The organism is Streptomyces sp. NPDC059740, assembly GCF_042733155.1.
Taxonomy (GTDB): Bacteria; Actinomycetota; Actinomycetes; order Streptomycetales; family Streptomycetaceae; genus Streptomyces.
On sequence record NZ_JBHWGP010000018.1, the window covers coordinates 1 to 17,200 of the forward strand.

Genomic DNA, 17,200 nt, shown 5'->3' on the forward strand with positions numbered 1-17,200 from the left:
CAGCGTCGCCCACGTCCTGCACTGGTCCCGCTGGCGGCGACGACGCCAGCACCAGGCTCGGACCAGCCACTACAAGAGACGAGGCCACAGCCCAAGAACTGAAGCCTCGCCACGGTAAGCACCGTTGCAGTACTAGGTGGATCTTCGTGGTCAGTCCGCCGCGGGACCGGCCGATGGCGTGATCGTCCGGCTCGCCGGCCGGGGCCCCTTTTTTTTGCGGGCCCCGGCCGCGTGCTGGTGAGCGCGCACGATGGTGGAGTCCACCGATACCGCCCAGCTGACGTCGTCGTCCGCTTCGGCCTGGGCCACCAGGGCAGTGAACACCCGCTCCCACGTTCCGTCGACGGCCCACATCCGCAGCCGGTTGTAGACGCCGCGCCAGTTGCCGTACTTCTCCGGCAGGTGCACCCACTGGGTACCGGTCTGGAACTTGAAGGCGATCGCGTTGATCACCTCACGATGGTCTCGCCAGCGGCCACCCCGCTTCGGCGTCCGGTCCGGGAGCAACGGCTCGATCCGCGCCCACTGCGCATCAGTCAACGGCACATCCGGACCACGACCGGCTGATCCAAACGAAATGGCCTAGGCTGCGACGGAACGTTCTCCCCTACGAGTTGGAGGACTCGTGCGTCAGAGATACCTCGTCCCGGGCGCCGCAGCCCTGTGCCTGCTCCTGGCGGCACCGGCCTTCGCGGCCACACCCGAGCCGGGCGCACCGGGCATGGGCGACCCCTACTACCCGGACTACGGCAACGGCGGCTACGACGTCTCGCACTACGACCTCAGGCTCGCCTACCAGCCGAAGACCGACCAACTGGACGGCACCGCCACCCTGACCGCCACCACCACCCAGGACCTCTCCCGCTTCGACCTCGACTTCGCGCTGGACGTCAGCAGCGTCCTCGTCGACGGGCACCGGGCGGCCTTCGCGCGCAGCGGCGACCACGAGCTGCAGATCACCCCCGCCCAACCGCTCGCGAAGGGGCAGGAGATCACCGTCGTGGTGCGCTACTCCGGCGTCCCGTCAAGCGTGCAGGCCGAGGGCTTCACCTCCTGGCAGCGCACCCCCGACGGCGGGGTGGCGGCCAACGAGCCCGAGTCGGCCTGGTGGTGGTTCCCGAGCAACGACCACCCGCGGGACAAGGCCACCTACGACGTCTCCGTCACCGTCCCCGACGGCACCCAGGCGATCAGCAACGGCACGCTGCAGTCGACCAGTTCGCAGCTGGGCCGAACGCGGTACAACTGGCGCGAGGACAAGCCGCAGGCCACCTACCTGGCGACGCTGGCGGTGGGCAGGTTCGACATCACGACCGGGAAGACCGACTCCGGCATCCCGGTGACCAACGCGGTCAGCAAGGACCTCGGGGCGAACACGGGCGCCGCGAAGGCCAGCGTCGGGCGGACCTCGGAGATCATCGACTGGGAGTCCACGCTCTTCGGCCCGTACCCCTTCAGTGCGGTCGGCGGGTACGTGCCGAACGTGCCGACGCACTACGCCGTCGAGACGCAGACCCGGCCCTTCTACAGCCCGGCCCAGTTCGCCGACGGCGCCAACCCCTCGGTGATCGTGCACGAGTTGGCGCACCAGTGGTTCGGGGACTGCGTGTCGGTGGAGAACTGGCGCGACATCTGGGTGAACGAGGGGTTCGCCACCTACGCCCAGTGGCTGTGGTCGGAGAAGGAGGGTGAGGGCAGCGCCCGCGACCTCGCCGCCTACACCTACGCCCAGCACCCGGCGGACGACGCGTTCTGGACGGTGAAACCCGGCGACCCCGGCGCGGACAAGCAGTTCGACGACGCGGTCTACGACCGGGGCGCGATGGCACTGCAGGCGCTGCGCCAGAAGACCGGGGACAAGGTGTTCTTCAAGATCCTGAGGAGCTGGACCACCGAGCGCCGGTACGGCAACGGCTCGGTCCAGGACTTCCGGCGGCTCGCCTCCCGCGTCTCGGGGAAGGACCTCGGCCGGCTCTTCACGGACTGGCTGTTCACGCCGGCCCGCCCGAAGGCCCCCGCCTCCTGGCAGCCCGACGCCGCGCCCCGCTCCACCCTCGCCGGGCCGGTGAAGCCGAAGTCCTGGGAGCAGATCCGCACTGCCCGCACCGGTCACCGGGCAGCCGTCCCGGCACCTCGGTGACGGCCGACGTGCCCCGCCCGGGCACCTGAGGGAGCGGGGCGAGGCCCACGGGCCGCCGAACAGGCGCTCCGGGGGCCTTCGCGCGGATGCCGCGCCCGACGCTGGCCGGGGCCGCGGACCGAGGGCCGCCCTGCCGGGGCCGGGCCCCTCAGCCACACCGCCCGCCGGACCGCGGCCCCGTCAGGCCCGTCCTCTCCTCCCGCTAGGGTCGTGCCGAGCGGGGGCGCAGACCGCCCGCAGGAGCCCTTCAGCCGGGCGGTGGCGCGTGGAGTAACTCTGGAGGCGTGATGCGTGGTGTCCCGGTGGCGCAGCGGCGGGCGCGGTTGGCGTGGCGGCACCGTCTGACGCCCGGCCGGCGGGCGGCGGGTCCGGTGGAGGTCGCCGCCGACCTGGTGGCGCTGCACGGCACGGACCCCACCTCGGTGTACGTCTCGGCGTGGGCGCGCATGACGGGCGGTGGGGTCGCCGAGATCGAGCAGGCGCTGTACGAGGACCGGACGCTGATCCGCCTGCTGGCGATGCGGCGCACCGTCTTCGTCACCACCCTGGAGGGGGCAGCGGTGCTCCAGGCCGCCTGCTCGCGGTCGGTGGCGGCACGGGAGCGGCGCAAACTGCTGGGGCTGCTGCTGGACTCCGGTGTCGGCGGGCCCGGGGAGGCGGACGTCGAGCGGTGGCTGGCAGCGACCGAGGAGGTGGCCGAGCGGGCGCTTCGGGCACGGGGTGAGACCACCGCGACCGAGCTGGCCGGTGACGACCCCCGGCTGTCCGCCCAGGTGGTGCTCGCCCGGGGGAAGCACTACGAGGGGCGTCAGAGCGTGGCGAGCCGTCTGCTGCTGCTCATGGCGGCCGAGGGCAGGGCGGTGCGCGCCCGTCCCCGCGGCTCGTGGACCTCGCACCAGTACCGCTGGTCCCCGATGACGCGCTGGTGCCCTGCCGGGATCGCCGAACTGCCCGCCGAGGAGGCGGAGAAGGAACTGGCCCGGCGCTGGCTGTACGCCTTCGGTCCGGCGCCCGCGACCGACCTCCAGTGGTGGGCGGGCTGGACCAGGACGCAGACCCGGCGGGCGCTCGCCGGGCTCGACACCGTCGAGGTGGACCTGGACGGCTGCACCGGACTGCTGCTCGCCGAGGACCAGGAGGAGGTGGCCGAGGTGGAGCCCTGGGCCGCCCTGCTGCCGGCGCTCGACCCCACGCCGATGGGCTGGCACGACCGGGAGTGGTTCCTCGGCCCCCACGGCCACCGCCTGTTCGACCGGGCCGGCAACATCGGGCCCTCGGTGTGGTGGAACGGACGGGTGGTGGGTGGCTGGTCCCAGAACGCCGACGGGGAGATCGTCCACGCCTTCCTGGAGGACGTGGGCGGTGAGGCGCGTGCCGCGGTCGCTGCCGAGACCGAGCGGCTCGCCCGGCGGCTGGGCCCGACCAGGCTGGCCGTGCGGGGCCGGGGGCGGTCCCCGCTGGAGGAGGAGCTGGCGGGCGGCGGACCGCAGGGGTGATCCGGGCGGTGCGGCCGTCCACCGGCCCCGGCTGCGCGCCGGGGCGTCGGTGCCGTCCCGTCCGCCTGGCCGGTCGCCCCGCGGTTCCTCAGCCGGCGACGGGCAGCGGCAGGTCGTGCCGGCCGAGCCACTGCCGGTAGGCGGCGCTCCGCTCCGCCACCTCGCGGTAGGAGGCCCGCAGGTCGGCGAAGAGCCCGGAGTAGCTGTGCGCGGCGAGGACCTGCTCCGGCGAGGTGCGGTGCGCCATGAACAGCCGCACGGCGAGCGGGTCGCCGGCCAGTGGCCGGATGGCCATACCGGGGCGCGGGTGCGTGGTCGGCTGGCAGGGGGTGACGACGACGCCCGCGGCCACCAGGTCGGCCGCCGTGGTGTAGTCACCGTGCACGAACCGGGGGTTGAGCCCGGCGGTGGCGAACACCCGCCGCAGGCCCACCCACTCGCCGTCCACGGTGGAGTCGACCATCCACTCGTCCGCCACCAGGTCCGTGAGTTCCACCACCGACCGGCGCGCGGCCGGGTGGGACTCGGCCAGGGCGACGAACTGCGGCTCGCGGTGTACCAGTTCGCGGGTGGCCAGGCCGTCCGGCACGCGCAGGGGGGCGCCCTCCACCTCGTGCACGAACGCCACGTCGAGCTGTCCGCCGGCCACCATCTGCAGGAGGGCGTTGGCGGACACGTCGACGCGGATGGTGGTGTCCGTCTCGGGCAGCCGGGCCCGCAGCCGGCGCAGCCATCCCGCGACGACACGGCTGCTGGTGCAGCCGATGCGCAGCCGGCCGCCGTGCTCCCGGTTGGTCGCCGCGGCGACCTCGTCGAGCAGGGCGCTCATGTCGGAGACGATGGAGCGGGCGCGGCACAGCACGGAGCGGCCCAGCAGCGTCAGCCGGGTGCCCTCGGGACCGCGTAGGAACAGCTCGCCGCCCAACGCGTTCTCGATGCGTTGCAGTTGCGCCGTGAGAGAGGGTTGCGTGACGCCGAGCGCCCTCGCCGCCTTGCGCACGCTGCCGGCGTCGGCGACGGCGCAGAGTGCCCGCAGGTGCCTGACCTCAAGCTCCACGCGGGGAGCATAGCGAGTTCACAGGCTGCGCCACCAGGTCGACCAATGCCGTCAACAGCACCTTTATGTACGCAGTTTGGGCAGTAATCGATCACTGGCGTTCACTCGTCGGCCATGGAGAGACACAAACCGGCCAGGGGTGCCCGCACTCCGACAGGGGTATCCCCTCGCGCTATACCCACCTGCGATCTCCGGCTGCCCGCCCCCGGGGCTCCAGACTCTCGGCACCAGAGTTCACCCGCCGTCCACCGCCGCGCCGCCCCCACCGGATGCGGCCTCGGACGGCAGGACGACAAAGGAGCCCCCCACATGAGATCTTCCCGGACCGTCCGCTCCGCGGCACTCGGCCTCGGTATCGCCGCCGCCCTCGCCACCGCCGCACCGGTGCACGCCGCCACCCCCGCCCACCAGGCCGCCCACCACCAGGTGACGGCCGCCCGGTACGTCGGCTCGGCGCAGGAGAAGGCCGACACGAAGGCCTTCTACGACGCGGTGATGAAGTCCGCCCGGGCCCGCATGGCGGCCCACCCGAACCTCACGACGGTCACCGTCGTCTACGACCCGAGCGGCGCGCCGACGTTCCAGTCGCAGATATCCCAGGCCGCACAGATCTGGAACAGCGCGGTCAGCAACGTCAAGCTGTCGGCCGGCAGCAACGCCGACTTCTCCTACCGCGAGGGCAACGACTCGCGGGGCTCCTACGCCAGCACCGACGGGCACGGCAGCGGCTACGTCTTCCTGGACTACGCGCAGAACCAGGAGTACAACTCCACCCGCGTCGTCGCCCACGAGACCGGCCACGTCCTCGGCCTGCCCGACGACTACTCCGGCCCCTGCAGCGAGCTGATGTCCGGCGGCGGCCCCGGGCCGTCCTGCCAGAACACCCAGCCGGACGCCAACGAGCGCGCGACCGTGGACCAGCTCTGGGCCAACGGCCTGGCCGGCGCCCACATGGCGCCCGCCTCCTGACCCCGGCACGGGTCCCCCTGCCGGTCCCACCCCCGGCCGCCCGCCCCGGCCACCCCGCGTCCTCCCCGCGGGCGGGGAGGCGGTCGGGCGGGTACCGGCAGTGAACGCCGGGTGGGGCGTCCTCCTCGGAGGGCGCCCCACCCGCCGTTCGCGACACACCCCGTCCGCCGTCGGTACCGGTCCGGCACAAAGCGTGCCCGGCCACACCCGCTGCGTTCGCTCCGAAGCGTGCCGAGGGAACAGCGGGACACCCCCGACCGTTTCCTCCGTATATGACGGGAGAGGGGTATGACGGGAGACGAAGCGCTGGCACGCATGACGGAGCGGCGGGCTGCGACGGTGGAGCTCATCGACTCGCTGACGCGGCTCCGCAACGACGTGGTGGCGGCCGCCGAGTACACCAACGGTGACGACGAGCACGACCCGGAGGGCGCCACCGTCGCCTTCGAGCGGGAGCGCCTCCGCGCCGAGCTGGACCGCCTCCACCGGGAGCTGGCCGACCTCGACCGGGCGACCGAGCGGCTGCGGCAGGGCTCGTACACCGTGTGCGAGAGCTGCGGCGGCCCCATCGGCGCGGAGCGCCTGGCCGCCCGGCCCGCCGCCCGGACCTGCATTTCCTGCGCCGCCACCCGCTGAGCCGCACCGTTCACCCGGGGTGACGGGGCGAGGGCCCACGGTGTCCGCCTCGGTGGACGGCGCCTCCACACCCGACCCGGCCGGGGCGCGGCTCCGAGAAGGCGCGCCCCGGCCGTCGTGCTCAGAAGGTCGGCGGGGCCCCGGTCAGCCCACCGTCCACTTCTGGGCGCTGGTGCCGTTGCAGGTCCAGATCTGCAGCCGGGTGCCGTCGGCCGAGGAGCCTCCCTTGGCGTCCAGGCACTTGTTCGCGCCGGTGTTGGTCAGGTCGTGGGCCGCGGTCCAGGTCCACTTCTGGGCGTTGGTGCCGTTGCAGGTGTACAGCTGGACCGCGGCGCCGTCCGCCGTGGAGCCGCCGGCGACGTCCAGGCACTTGCCGAGCGCGCGCACCGTGCCGTCGCCGGGGAGGGTCCACTGCTGTGCGACGTTGCCGGTGCAGTTGTGGAGCTGGATCGGGGTGCCGTCGGCGCTGGAGCCGCCCGCCACGTCCGCGCACATGCCGCCGATGCCGGTGATGGCCCCGGAGGTGGGGGTGGAGCCGCCGCCGTCGGAGGTGGCGACGCGGACGTAGTCGACGGTCATGGTCTGCGGGAAGGACGTGGACCCGTCGGGGCTGCCCGGCCAGTTCCCGCCGATCGCCAGGTTCAGGATGAGGAAGAAGGGGTGGTCGAAGACCCAGCGGTCACCGCCCAGGTCGGCGGGGGTGCGGGTCTGGTAGGCGGTGCCGTCCACGGACCAGGTGATCGCGTTCGGGCTCCAGTCGACCGCGAAGGTGTGGAAGGCGTCCGCGAAGGCCGCTCCGCCGGGGAGGGAGTAGGGCGCGCCGATGCCCTCGGCCCCGGAGTAGCCCGGGCCGTGGATCGTGCCGTGGACGGTGCCGGGCTCCTTGCCGATGTTCTCCATGATGTCGAGTTCACCGCTGTTCGGCCAGCCGGCGCTGCCCAGGTTGTCGCCGAGCATCCAGAACGCCGGCCACACGCCCTGGCCCCGGGGGATCTTGATGCGGGCCTCGAAGTGCCCGTAGGCCTGGGTGAAGGTGCGCGAGGTGTTCAGGCGGGCGGAGGTGTACTGGCAGGTGCCGTACCAGCACTGCCGGCTCGTGTCGGAGTTCTTCCGGGCGGTGATCACCAGGTGCCCGGCGCCGTCGAGCGCGGCGTTGGAGGTGCTGTTGGTGTAGTACTGCAACTCGTTGTTGCCGTTGCCCGAACCACCGGTCTCGATCGTCCACTTGCCGGAGTCGGGTGGCGACCCGGCTGCGCCGTCGAACTCGTCGGACCAGCTCTGCACGGTCGCGGCGCCGGCCCGCGGCGCGCTGGGGCCGGCGGTGAGCAGCATCGTGCAGCCGAGCGCTGCGAGGACGGTCAGCACCAGGGATCTGAGGCGGAGTCTTCGTGCACGGAGTGCGGCCATGGCCATACGTCCCTCGTCTAGGGGAAGGTCAGGGGTGCGTGCGTGCCGGTGGCGGCGGGCTGTTCGCAGCACGGGAGGGCAGTGCGCTGAGAGCGCTCTCCCGCAGGGCTCACCGCCGTGCGGACCTGATGGTACGGCGGCGGACCGCAACCGCCAACGGGCGCGGACGCACGCGTTCTCCCGCAACCGCCTGGCGGATTCGCCCCCTTGACCGCAGAGGTGTGCCCGCCTGTTCCGCCGCCGTACCCGAGCCGTGGAGGGACCCTTGGGCTCTCCGGCATGGGGGTCGCCCGCACACCCCGCCCCCGAACTGTGTAGCCCCGTCACATGTGCGCTGGATCCGGGCCTTCCTACCGTGTGCCGTCACGGATACGTCCCGGCCGACCCCAGGAAGTGGTGCACATGTCCTCAGCCGCCGCGGCTCCACCCGCCCCCACCGGACTCGGCCGCATCGTCGCGGCCAGTCTCGTCGGCACCACCGTCGAGTGGTACGACTACTTCCTCTACGGCTCGGCGGCGGCGCTCGTCTTCGGGAGGGTGTTCTTCCCCGAGTCCGACCCGCTGACCGGCACCCTGCTCTCGTTCCTGACCTACGCCATCGGTTTCGCCGCCCGGCCGCTGGGCGCCGTGGTCTTCGGCCACTTCGGCGACCGGCTGGGGCGCAAGAAGCTGCTGGTGGTCAGCCTGCTGATGATGGGCGGTGCCACGGCCCTCATCGGGTGTGTGCCGGGCTACGGCACCATCGGGGTGGCGGCGCCCGTGGTGCTGACGGTGCTGCGGCTGATACAGGGTTTCGCGCTGGGCGGTGAGTGGGGCGGTGCGGTGCTGCTGGTCTCCGAGCACGGGGACGCCCGGCGCCGCGGGTTCTGGGCGTCCTGGCCGCAGGGCGGGGCACCCGCGGGCAACCTGCTGGCCGTGGGCGTGCTGTCGCTGATGACGACGGTGCAGAGCGACGCGGCCTTCAACGCCTGGGGATGGCGGGTGCCGTTCCTGCTCTCCGCGGTACTGGTGGGCGTCGGGCTGTGGGTGCGGCTGTCGGTGGACGAGTCCCCGGTGTTCCAGGCCGCGCTCGCGAAGGCCGCGGCCCGCCGGGAGGCCGAACCCGCGGTGGAACGGCAGCCGCTGGCCGCGGTGGTGCGCCACCACTGGCGGGACATCCTGGTGGCGATGGGCGCCCGCATCGCGGAGAACATCTCGTACTACGTCATCACCGCCTTCATCCTCGCCTACTGCGTGGACCACCTGGGCATGGACAAGCAGACCGCGCTGAACGCCGTACTCATCGGCTCGGCGATCCAGTTCGGCCTCATCCCGCTGTTCGGGGCGTTGTCCGACCGGGTGGGCCGCAAGCCGGTCTACCTGGTCGGTGCCGTCGGTATGGGCGCCTGGACCTGGGCGTTCTTCGCCCTGGCCGACACCCGCTCCTTCCCGGCCCTGGTGCTCGCCGTGACGGTGGCGCTGGTGTTCCACAGCGCCATGTACGCCCCGCAGGCCGCCTTCTTCTCCGAGCTGTTCGCCACCCGGATGCGGTACTCCGGCTCGTCGATCGGCGCCCAGCTCTCCTCCGTCGCCGCGGGGGCCCCCGCTCCGCTGATCGCCACCGCGCTGCTCCAGTCCTCGGGCTCGTCCACACCGATCTCGCTGTACGTGTGCGCCGCGGCGGTGGTGACGGTCGTGGCGGTGGTGTGCGCCCGCGAGACCCGTGGCCGGGACCTGGCGAACGTGGGACCGGAGGCCGAGGCGGCGCTGCCGGACGCCGCCCACGGGGAGCAGAGCCCGTCACCCGCCTGACCGGGGCCGGGGCGGCCGGAGCCGGGGCGTACCGCCGCCCGGCCGCCTCCCCTAAAGTGAGTGGGCTCATGCCGCTGCGCCGCCTGAGGACGCGCGCGTCCGGCGGCGTGAGAGTCGACCGCGTAAGGAGGACCGCCGTGTCCGTGTCGTCCTCCCCCGCCCCCCACCTGCGGGGGCTGCTGGACCTGCTGGCCGTGGACGCACCGGCCGAGGCGATCAGCGCCGTCACCGTGCGGGCGCGCTCGGCCGGGGTGGCGCAGGGCGACCTGGCGGAGGTGGAGCAGGCCGTCGGCACCGCGCTGCGGGTGCGCAGCATGCTGCGCCAGCACCGCCGCCGCGAGCAGGAACTGACCGCCCTCTTCGACACCGCGGGCGACCTCGCCGCCTCCACCGACCTGGACTCCGTGCTGCGGTCCATCGTCCGCCGGGCGAGGCGGCTGCTGGGCACCGACAGCGCCTACCTCACGCTGCCGGACGAGGAGGCCGGGGACACGTACATGCGGGTCACCGACGGCTCGGTCTCCCCCGTCTTCCAGAACCTCCGGCTCGGCCTCGGTGACGGACTGGGCGGTCTGGTCGCGCAGACCGCCCGGCCCTACGCCACGCCCGACTACCCCAGTGACGCACGCTTCCGCCACACCGGGTCCATCGACGCGGGCGTGGGCGACGAGGGGCTGGTGGCGATCCTGGGGGTACCGCTGCTGCTCGGCTCGCGGCGGGGTGGCGAGGGCAAGGTCATCGGTGTGCTGTTCGCCGCCGACCGCTCCCCGCGCTCCTTCGGCCAGGACGAGGTGGCGCTGCTGTGCTCGCTGGCCGCGCACGCCGCGATCGCCATCGACACCGCGCGGGCCCTGGACGACACCCGCAGCGCCCTGGCCGAGCTGGCGGACGCCAATGAGGTGGTGCGGCGGCACTCGGCGGCGTTGCAGCGCGCGGAGGAGGCCCACGACCGGCTGACCGACCTGGTGCTGCGCGGCGGGGACGTGTCGGACGTGGCCGCGGCGGTGGCCGCGCTGCTCGGCGGGCCCATCGCGGTGCACGAGCCGGGTGGCCGGCCGCTGGCCGCCGTCACCGCGGACGGTTCGCCCTTCGCGGTGGCCGGCGTCGACGCCGTGTGGCTGGCGGAGGCGGCGGCCGAGTCCCGGCAGCGGGGGCGGGCCGTGCGCCGCGACGGGCAGTGGGTCTGCGCGGTGCTCGCCGGCCGGGAGCTGCTGGCGACCACCGTGCTGCACGACCGGGACGGGCTGGACGGCCCCGACCGCCGCCTCTTCGAACGTGCCTGCGTGGTGACGGGCTTGCTGCTGTTGCTGCGGCGTTCGGTGGCCGAGGCCGAGAACCGGGTCCGGGGCGAGCTGGTCGCCGACCTGCTCAGCGACCCGGACCGCGATCCGGCCGGGTTGCGGGAGCGGGCCCGGCGGCTGGGCGTGGACGTGGACCGGCCGCACCTGGTCCTGGTGGCCCGCACGACGGAGGAGGCGCGGGAGCGGCTGGGGGCGGCGGCCGTCCAGTACCTCTTCGGCGGCGGCCCGGGGGGCCTGGCGGCGGAGCACGGCGGCGCCACGGTCCTGATGCTGCCCGAGGAGGCCGCGGAGGACGGGGCGGGGGCCGGGCGCTCGCCGGGCCAGGTGGCGGGCGAGGCCGCCGCGCGGCTGGGACTGTTCGTGGGCGCTCCGGTCACCGTGGCCGCCGCGGGGCCGGCCACCGGGCCGCAGCGGTTGGCGGCGGCGCACGCGGAGGCGGGGCGCTGCCTGCGGGCGATGCAGGTGCTGGGGCGGACCGGGGAGGGGGCCGGCGCCGCCGAACTGGGCTTCCTCGGTGTGGTGTTGGGGCAGGGGCACGATGTCGCGGGGTTCGTGGCGGGGGTGCTGGGCCCGCTGCTGCGCTACGACGCGCGGCGCGGCACCGAGCTGGTGCGGACGCTGGACGCGTACTTCGGTTGCGGCGGCAGCCTGACCCGGGCCAAGGACGTGCTGCACGTGCACGTCAACACGGTCGTGCAGCGCCTGGACAGGGTGGCGGCGCTGCTCGGTGAGGACTGGAGCGCCCCGGACCGGGCGCTGGAGATCCAGGTCGCGCTGCGCCTGCACCGGCTGGCGGGGGACGTGGGTTAGGGGTCCTTGCCATATGAGCGTCCGGTGAGGTCGCGTGGTCCGGTGCCGTGCATCGCAAGGCGCCGGAGAGCCCTCGTAGCAGAGCTACCAGGACCTTTCGGCAACGCCGCGAGGTGCGGTGCCAGACCACGCGGCCCGGGCGGGCATATGGCAAGGACCCCTGAGGGCCTTTCTTCCGTGTCCTGCCGGGCTCGCGGGGCCTGGCTCCGCTGCCTGCCCGGCCCGGCACCAGAGCAGGGCCCTGGTCCAGGACGTGTCTCAGGAGGTGTCGGCGTGAGTTTCCGGCTGGCGGCGTACGCGGTGTGCGTCGAGGACGGGCGGGCGCTGCTCGCCCGGCACGTACCGGCCAGGGGGGAGGCCACCTGGACGCTTCCGGGCGGCAGGGTCGAGCACGCGGAGGACCCGTTCGACGCGGTGATCCGGGAGGTCGCCGAGGAGACCGGCTGCGAGGCGGTGGTCGAACGTCTGCTGGGCGTGGACTCGCGGGTCGTCCCCGCAGCCGAACGCACCGTGCCCGGCGGACCGGAGCACCAGAACGTCGGCATCTTCTACCAGGTCCGCATCACCGGGGGCCGGCTCCGGCCCGAGCCGGACGGCGAGATCGCCGAGTCGGTCTGGACGCCCCTGCCCGAGGTCGCCGGCCTGCGCCGGTCATCGCTGGTCGATGTCGGCCTGGCCCTGGCCCGGATCCGGCCGGCGACCGGCCATGTCGCCCCCGTCCCGGTCGGCGGGCTGATCCGGCACTGAGGCACTCACCGGTCTGCGTCCGCCCTGCTCCTCCTCGCCCGGCGCCCGGGAGCGGCCGGGGAAGCTCTAGGCTTCCGTCATGACCAGTGGGGAGCGCCGGGTGGTGGAGTTGACGGTGGGGGAACTGGCCGCACGCAGCGGGGTGCAGCCCTCGGCCCTGCGGTTCTACGAGCGGCAGGGGTTGATCCACTCCCGGCGCACCAGCGGCAACCAGCGCCGCTACACCAGGGACACGCTGCGGCGGGTGGCCTTCGTGCGGGCCTCGCAGCGGGTGGGCATCTCGCTGGCGCAGATCAAGGAGGTCCTGGACCTCTTCCCCGCCGACCACGTCCTGACGCGGGAGGACTGGGCGCGCATCACGCAGTGCTGGAAGCAGGATCTGAACAGCCGTATCGAGCAGTTGCAGCGGCTGCGGGACAACCTGACCGACTGCATCGGCTGCGGCTGCCTGTCGCTGGAGCGGTGCACCCTGGCCAACCCCTTCGACCGGCTGGCCGAGGAGGGCCCCGGGCCCCACCGCTACCTGGAGGGCTGAGCACCCGGCGGCCGACGGGGCCGGCGGCTTGACGCGCCGGCCGCCTGAGCCGGCGGCCGGCGCACGTGGTGGCCCCGCGTCCGCCGGCCGTTCGTGCGGTGTCGGCGGGCGCGGGGCGGCTCGGTGGTCCCTGCCGGGACCGGGTGGCCGGGCCTCAGGGGCGGGTGGGGCGCTCCAGGAGGCGGCCGGAGGGGGCGGCGAAGGTGGTGCCGTCGGTGATGCGGCGCCCGCGCAGCCAGGTGGAGCGGACCACTCCGTGCAGGGTGCGGCCGGCGTAGGCGCTGATCTTGTTGCGGTGCTGGAGCGCCTGGACGTCGACGGTGAAGGTCTCCTCGGGTGCCAGGACGGCGAAGTCCGCGTCGCGGCCCGGCTCGATGGCGCCCTTGGTCTCCAGCCCGGCCAGGGCTGCCGGCCGGGCCGACATCCACCGGACGACGTCGTCCAGGGCATGGCCCCGGGCCCGGGCGGCGGTCCAGATGGCGGGCAGGCCCAGCTGGAGGGAGGAGATGCCGCCCCAGGCGGCGCCGAAGTCGGGCGTCTTGAGGTCGGTGGTGGAGGGCGAGTGGTCGGAGACGACGCAGTCGATGGTGCCCTCGGCCAGCCCCTGCCACAGCAGGTCCTGGTTGGCGGCCTCGCGGATGGGCGGGCAGCACTTGAACTCGGAGGCGCCGTCGGGGACTTCCTCCGCGGTGAGGGTCAGGTAGTGCGGGCAGGTCTCGACGGTGAGGCGGACGCCGTCGCGCCTGGCGGCGGCGATGAGCGGCAGGGCGTCGCTGGAGGAGAGGTGGAGGATGTGGACGCGCGCGTCGAGCCGTGCGGCCAGCTCGATCAGGCCGGCTATGGCGTCGTTCTCCGAGACGCGGGGGCGCGAGGCGAGGAAGTCGGCGTAGCGGGGGCCGGAGGCCTGGGGGGCGGCGTCGAGGTGGGTGGGGTCCTCGGCGTGGACGATGAGGAGGCCGCCGAAGCCGGCGATCTCGGTGAGGGAGGCCGCCAGGTGCTCCGCGTCGAGCTCGGGGAACTCCTCGACGCCCGAGGGCGAGAGGAAGCACTTGAAGCCGAAGACGCCGGCGTCGTGCAGGGGACGCAGGTCCTTGACGTTGTCGGGGAGGGCGCCGCCCCAGAAGCCGACGTCGATGTGCGCCTTGTCCCGGGCCACTGCGCGCTTGGTGTCGAGGTGGGGGACGGTGGTGGTCGGCGGGAGGCTGTTGAGCGGCATGTCGATCAGGGTGGTGATGCCGCCGGCGGCCGCTGCGCGGGTGGCGGTCCAGAACCCCTCCCACTCGGTGCGGCCGGGGTCGTTGACGTGGACGTGCGTGTCGACGAGGCCCGGCAGCAACGCGTCGTCCCCGAAGTCCTCCAGCTTCGCGCCGGCGGGCACCTCGGCGTCGTGCGGGAGGAGGTCGACGATGCGCCCCGCCGTGACGGCGACGGACGCGGGGCGCGTTCCCTGCGGTGTGACCACGCGTGTGGAGCGCAGCACCAGCTCTACGTCGGACACCCGGTCTCCTTCTGCTGTTCGGGGCTGTGGGCGGCTTGCGGTGTGCGGTTCCCGGCAGGCCGGGGCCGGGGGGCTGAAGGGGTGGGAGCCACCCGCGCCGTGGGGCCGTGGGCCCGCACGGCCGTCGAGGCCGGCCCTCCCACCGGCTTCAACGTTTTGTTGAAGAAGTTTCACCCGGGCGCGGCCCCGGGTCAAGACCCGCCGGCCACCGCGACCGCACCCGGTGGCGCTCACGCCTGCTCGGCCGGGGCCGTCTCGGGGCGGGGAGCGGGCGTGGCCGCCGCACTCCCCCCGACCGCGGCCCCGTCCGCCGCGGCCTCCTCCCGTGCGGCCACCAGCTCGGCGTGGGAGGTGACGATCTCCTGCGGCACGGGCCGCCCCGAGGTGTCACGTCCGGAGAGGGCGAGGTAGAGGCCGCCTGCCACCAGCATGCCGACGAGCCAGGCGAACGGCGCCACCGCGTCGAGGGCGGGCAGGAGGGCGATCACCGCGGAGACCACGGCGGCCGGCACGAAGGCGACCAGCGCCTTGGGGTTGTAGCCGCGCCGGTAGTGGTAGGCGCCCGCCCTGTCGGCGCTGAAGAGGGCGTCCACGTCGATCCGGCCGCGCCGTACCGCGAAGTAGTCGACGAGGAGGATCGCCACCAGCGGGCCGAGGAAGGCCCCGAGTCCGCCGAGGAAGTACTGGATCACCAGCGCCGAGGAGTACAGCTTCCAGGGCATGACCAGGACCGCGAGCACCGCGGTGATCAGCCCGCCGCGCTTGAAGTTGAGGTACCGGGGGGCGAGGTTGGCGAAGTCGTAGGCGGGCGAGACGAAGTTGGCCACGACGTTGATGCCGATCGTGGCGATGATGAAGGCGAGCGCGCCGATGACCGTGACGACGGGGTTGTCGATCTTCTGGATGACCTTGACCGGATTGTCGATCGCCTCGCCGTAGACCGAGATGGTGCCGGCCGTGACGAGGACCGCGACGACCGCGAAGGCCGTGAAGTTGAGCGGCAGTCCGAGCAGGTTGCCGCGCCGGTAGGAGCGGTGGTCGGGCGTGAACCGCGCGAAGTCGGCGTAGTTCAGGACGAGGGTGAGGAAGGTCGTCACCGTCAGGCTGACGCCGATGACGCTCTCCTTGACCTGGTCGCCCACACCGAGCCCGGTCAGGCTCCTGGTCAGCGAGATGTCACCACCGGACTTCACCACGAGGTAGACGGCGAGCACCAGGACCACCAGCCAGATCACCGGGCCGGTGGCGAAGTCCTGGACCTTGCGGATGAACTCCATGCCGCGGGTGAGCAGCAGCGCCTGGATGCCCCACATGGCCAGGAAGGCGACCCAGCCGAGGGTGGAGAGCCCGAGGAGGTCGTTGTGGTCGTAGGCGTCGAGCCCGGGGGCGACCTGGAGCGCGAGGAGCACCACGGCGGTGGACGCCAGCCAGGTCTGGATGCCGTACCAGGCCACGGCCATGATCGCCCGGATCAGCGCCGGGATGTTGGCGCCGTAGACACCCCAGCTGGCGCGCGCGAGCACCGGGTAGGGGACTCCGGTGCGGTGCCCGGCGTGCCCCATGCGGTTCATCAGGAAGTACACCAGGGTGATGCCGACCAGCAGCGTGGCGAAGACCTCCCAGGCCGGCAGCCCGAGGACGAAGAGGCTGGACGCGAAGGCGTAGTTGCTGATCGCGTGGGTGTCGGACATCCACAGGGCGAAGACGCTGTAGGTGCCCCAGTTGCGTTTCCGCGTCGGGGCGAGGTCGGCGTTGAACAGCCGCGGATCGGGCTGTGCGGCGGGGTGCTCCGGACGGGGGTGTGCGGGGTGTGGAACCACGTGCTGTCCTCCCAGGCAGATGGGGTGGAGCTCGAAGAAAAGATGTCAGACGTCTGATGTCTCGACGGAAAGTTCATGGTTCCGCGCGACGCCCCCGGCGCTCTGCCGGTGTGCCGCGGCGCCGGCCTGCGCCAGGTGGACGCCGAGCGGCCAGCCCCCGATCCGCTTGGGGCGGGGCGGGGCGAAACTGCGGGCCGTGCTGGTGGTCAGCCCCAGCCCGACCACGGCCTCCGCGAACTTCACGGCTGCCGCGACACCGTCCACGACGGGGACGCCCAGCGCGGCGGACACCCGCTCCTGGAGCCCGGCCATGCCCCCGCAGCCCAGGCAGACCACCTCGGCTCCGGCCCGGAGCGTCTCCCGGGCCCGCTCGATGATCACCTCGACGGTGCGCTCAGGGTCCTCCTCCAGCTCCAGGACGCCGAGGCCGGTACCGACCACCGCCGCGCACCGCTGCGCCAGGCCGGCCGTCAGCAGCCGGTCCTCGATCTGGGGCACGGCCCGGTCCAGGGTGGTGACCACGCCGTAGGAGTGGCCGAGGAAGAGAGCCATCTGCGCGGCGCACTCGGTGATGTCAAGAACCGGTACGTCCAGCAGTTCCTGGGCGCCCTCCCGGCCGGGCTCGCCGAAGCCGGCCATCACCAGGGCGTCAAAGGGGCGCAGGTCCGCCTCCAGGGTGCACAGCCGGTCCAGCACGGCGGCGGCGCTGAGGTACCCCTCGAAGTGGCCCTCGATGGACTCCGGCCCCCAGGTGGGTTCAGTTGCCAGGATCTGCGTGCCGGGCGAGGCGACGGACTCGGCCGTGGCCCGGATGGTCGCGGTCATGGCGGCGGTGGTGTTGGGGTTCATGACGAGAAGGCGCATGACACTCCGAGAGAGGGAGGGCAGATTTCCGCTGGGTGGACTGCGGGTTTCGCGCAGCGAACGTAGCCAGGGCGCTGCGGACCGTCAAGGGATGTCCGCCCACCGAACGAGGTCACCGCCCGTTCCCGC

The 17,200-nt window shown here is 73.3% G+C and carries 14 protein-coding genes; 8 read left to right on the forward strand and 6 right to left on the reverse strand.

Translation table 11 applies throughout. From position 1 onward, the window contains the following. Positions 1-150 precede the first annotated feature (150 nt). Positions 151-546 carry an IS5 family transposase gene (locus tag ACFV3R_RS20760; protein ID WP_385584870.1) on the reverse strand — a complete coding sequence of 132 codons (396 nt, stop codon included), beginning with the start codon at positions 544-546 and terminating at the stop codon, positions 151-153. Between the two features lie 79 nt (positions 547-625). Between ACFV3R_RS20760 and ACFV3R_RS20765 the strand changes: the two genes are divergently transcribed. Next, on the forward strand, positions 626-2,140 hold the full coding sequence (locus tag ACFV3R_RS20765) for a M1 family metallopeptidase (RefSeq protein WP_385584873.1): 1,515 nt from the start codon (positions 626-628) through the stop codon (positions 2,138-2,140). 287 nt (positions 2,141-2,427) lie between these two features. Then, the gene (locus ACFV3R_RS20770; RefSeq protein WP_385584875.1) at positions 2,428-3,636 is read left to right on the forward strand and encodes a winged helix DNA-binding domain-containing protein; all 1,209 of its coding nucleotides are present in this window, start codon (positions 2,428-2,430) and stop codon (positions 3,634-3,636) included. 88 nt (positions 3,637-3,724) lie between these two features. Here the strand turns inward: ACFV3R_RS20770 and ACFV3R_RS20775 are convergent, their stop codons facing one another. Then, positions 3,725-4,693, reverse strand: coding sequence for a LysR substrate-binding domain-containing protein (locus ACFV3R_RS20775; RefSeq protein WP_385584877.1), 969 nt, complete (start codon positions 4,691-4,693; stop codon positions 3,725-3,727). A gap of 309 nt (positions 4,694-5,002) precedes the next feature. Here ACFV3R_RS20775 and snpA point away from each other — a divergent pair, with 309 nt between their 5' ends. Beyond that, a complete protein-coding gene (gene snpA, locus ACFV3R_RS20780) occupies positions 5,003-5,662 on the forward strand; it encodes a snapalysin (protein ID WP_385584880.1) in 660 nt (219 codons plus the stop codon). A gap of 288 nt (positions 5,663-5,950) precedes the next feature. Further along, positions 5,951-6,298 (forward strand): TraR/DksA family transcriptional regulator, encoded by a 348-nt coding sequence (locus tag ACFV3R_RS20785; RefSeq protein WP_385584883.1) that lies wholly within the window; start codon positions 5,951-5,953, stop codon positions 6,296-6,298. Positions 6,299-6,442: 144 nt separating this feature from the next. Here the strand turns inward: ACFV3R_RS20785 and ACFV3R_RS20790 are convergent, their stop codons facing one another. Continuing rightward, positions 6,443-7,705 (reverse strand): family 16 glycosylhydrolase, encoded by a 1,263-nt coding sequence (locus ACFV3R_RS20790; RefSeq protein ID WP_385584886.1) that lies wholly within the window; start codon positions 7,703-7,705, stop codon positions 6,443-6,445. A 402-nt stretch (positions 7,706-8,107) separates the two neighbouring features. Between ACFV3R_RS20790 and ACFV3R_RS20795 the strand changes: the two genes are divergently transcribed. The 4 genes from ACFV3R_RS20795 to soxR all read left to right on the forward strand — a co-directional run bounded on the left by ACFV3R_RS20795 (position 8,108) and on the right by soxR (position 12,889). After that, the gene (locus ACFV3R_RS20795; RefSeq protein WP_385584889.1) at positions 8,108-9,496 is read left to right on the forward strand and encodes an MFS transporter; all 1,389 of its coding nucleotides are present in this window, start codon (positions 8,108-8,110) and stop codon (positions 9,494-9,496) included. A 137-nt stretch (positions 9,497-9,633) separates the two neighbouring features. Continuing rightward, entirely contained in the window at positions 9,634-11,607 is a 1,974-nt protein-coding gene (locus ACFV3R_RS20800) for a helix-turn-helix domain-containing protein (protein WP_385584892.1), read from the forward strand. Between the two features lie 273 nt (positions 11,608-11,880). Next, positions 11,881-12,354: an NUDIX hydrolase gene (locus ACFV3R_RS20805; RefSeq protein WP_385584893.1), complete on the forward strand. Its 474-nt coding sequence runs from the start codon at positions 11,881-11,883 to the stop codon at positions 12,352-12,354. A 79-nt stretch (positions 12,355-12,433) separates the two neighbouring features. After that, positions 12,434-12,889: a redox-sensitive transcriptional activator SoxR gene (gene soxR, locus ACFV3R_RS20810; RefSeq protein WP_385584895.1), complete on the forward strand. Its 456-nt coding sequence runs from the start codon at positions 12,434-12,436 to the stop codon at positions 12,887-12,889. A gap of 154 nt (positions 12,890-13,043) precedes the next feature. On the opposite strand, the gene allB is transcribed toward soxR, so the two are convergent. From allB to ACFV3R_RS20825, 3 genes are all read right to left on the reverse strand, one after another. Beyond that, on the reverse strand, positions 13,044-14,387 hold the full coding sequence (allB, locus tag ACFV3R_RS20815; RefSeq protein WP_385584898.1) for an allantoinase AllB: 1,344 nt from the start codon (positions 14,385-14,387) through the stop codon (positions 13,044-13,046). Positions 14,388-14,617: 230 nt separating this feature from the next. After that, positions 14,618-16,207 (reverse strand): NCS1 family nucleobase:cation symporter-1, encoded by a 1,590-nt coding sequence (locus ACFV3R_RS20820; RefSeq protein ID WP_385584901.1) that lies wholly within the window; start codon positions 16,205-16,207, stop codon positions 14,618-14,620. A gap of 45 nt (positions 16,208-16,252) precedes the next feature. Further along, positions 16,253-17,071 carry an aspartate/glutamate racemase family protein gene (locus ACFV3R_RS20825; RefSeq protein ID WP_385584903.1) on the reverse strand — a complete coding sequence of 273 codons (819 nt, stop codon included), beginning with the start codon at positions 17,069-17,071 and terminating at the stop codon, positions 16,253-16,255. Between the last annotated feature and the right edge of the window lie 129 nt (positions 17,072-17,200).

Bases quoted from the DNA above. Each gene is read 5' to 3' on its own strand.
- ACFV3R_RS20770 (WP_385584875.1), top strand. From the start codon at position 2,428: ATGCGTGGTGTCCCGGTGGCGCAGCGGCGGGCGCGGTTGGCGTGGCGG.
- ACFV3R_RS20825 (WP_385584903.1), bottom strand. From the start codon at position 17,071: ATGCGCCTTCTCGTCATGAACCCCAACACCACCGCCGCCATGACCGCG.
- ACFV3R_RS20795 (WP_385584889.1), top strand. From the start codon at position 8,108: ATGTCCTCAGCCGCCGCGGCTCCACCCGCCCCCACCGGACTCGGCCGC.
- snpA (WP_385584880.1), top strand. From the start codon at position 5,003: ATGAGATCTTCCCGGACCGTCCGCTCCGCGGCACTCGGCCTCGGTATC.
- soxR (WP_385584895.1), top strand. From the start codon at position 12,434: ATGACCAGTGGGGAGCGCCGGGTGGTGGAGTTGACGGTGGGGGAACTG.
- ACFV3R_RS20785 (WP_385584883.1), top strand. From the start codon at position 5,951: ATGACGGGAGACGAAGCGCTGGCACGCATGACGGAGCGGCGGGCTGCG.
- ACFV3R_RS20790 (WP_385584886.1), bottom strand. From the start codon at position 7,705: ATGGCCGCACTCCGTGCACGAAGACTCCGCCTCAGATCCCTGGTGCTG.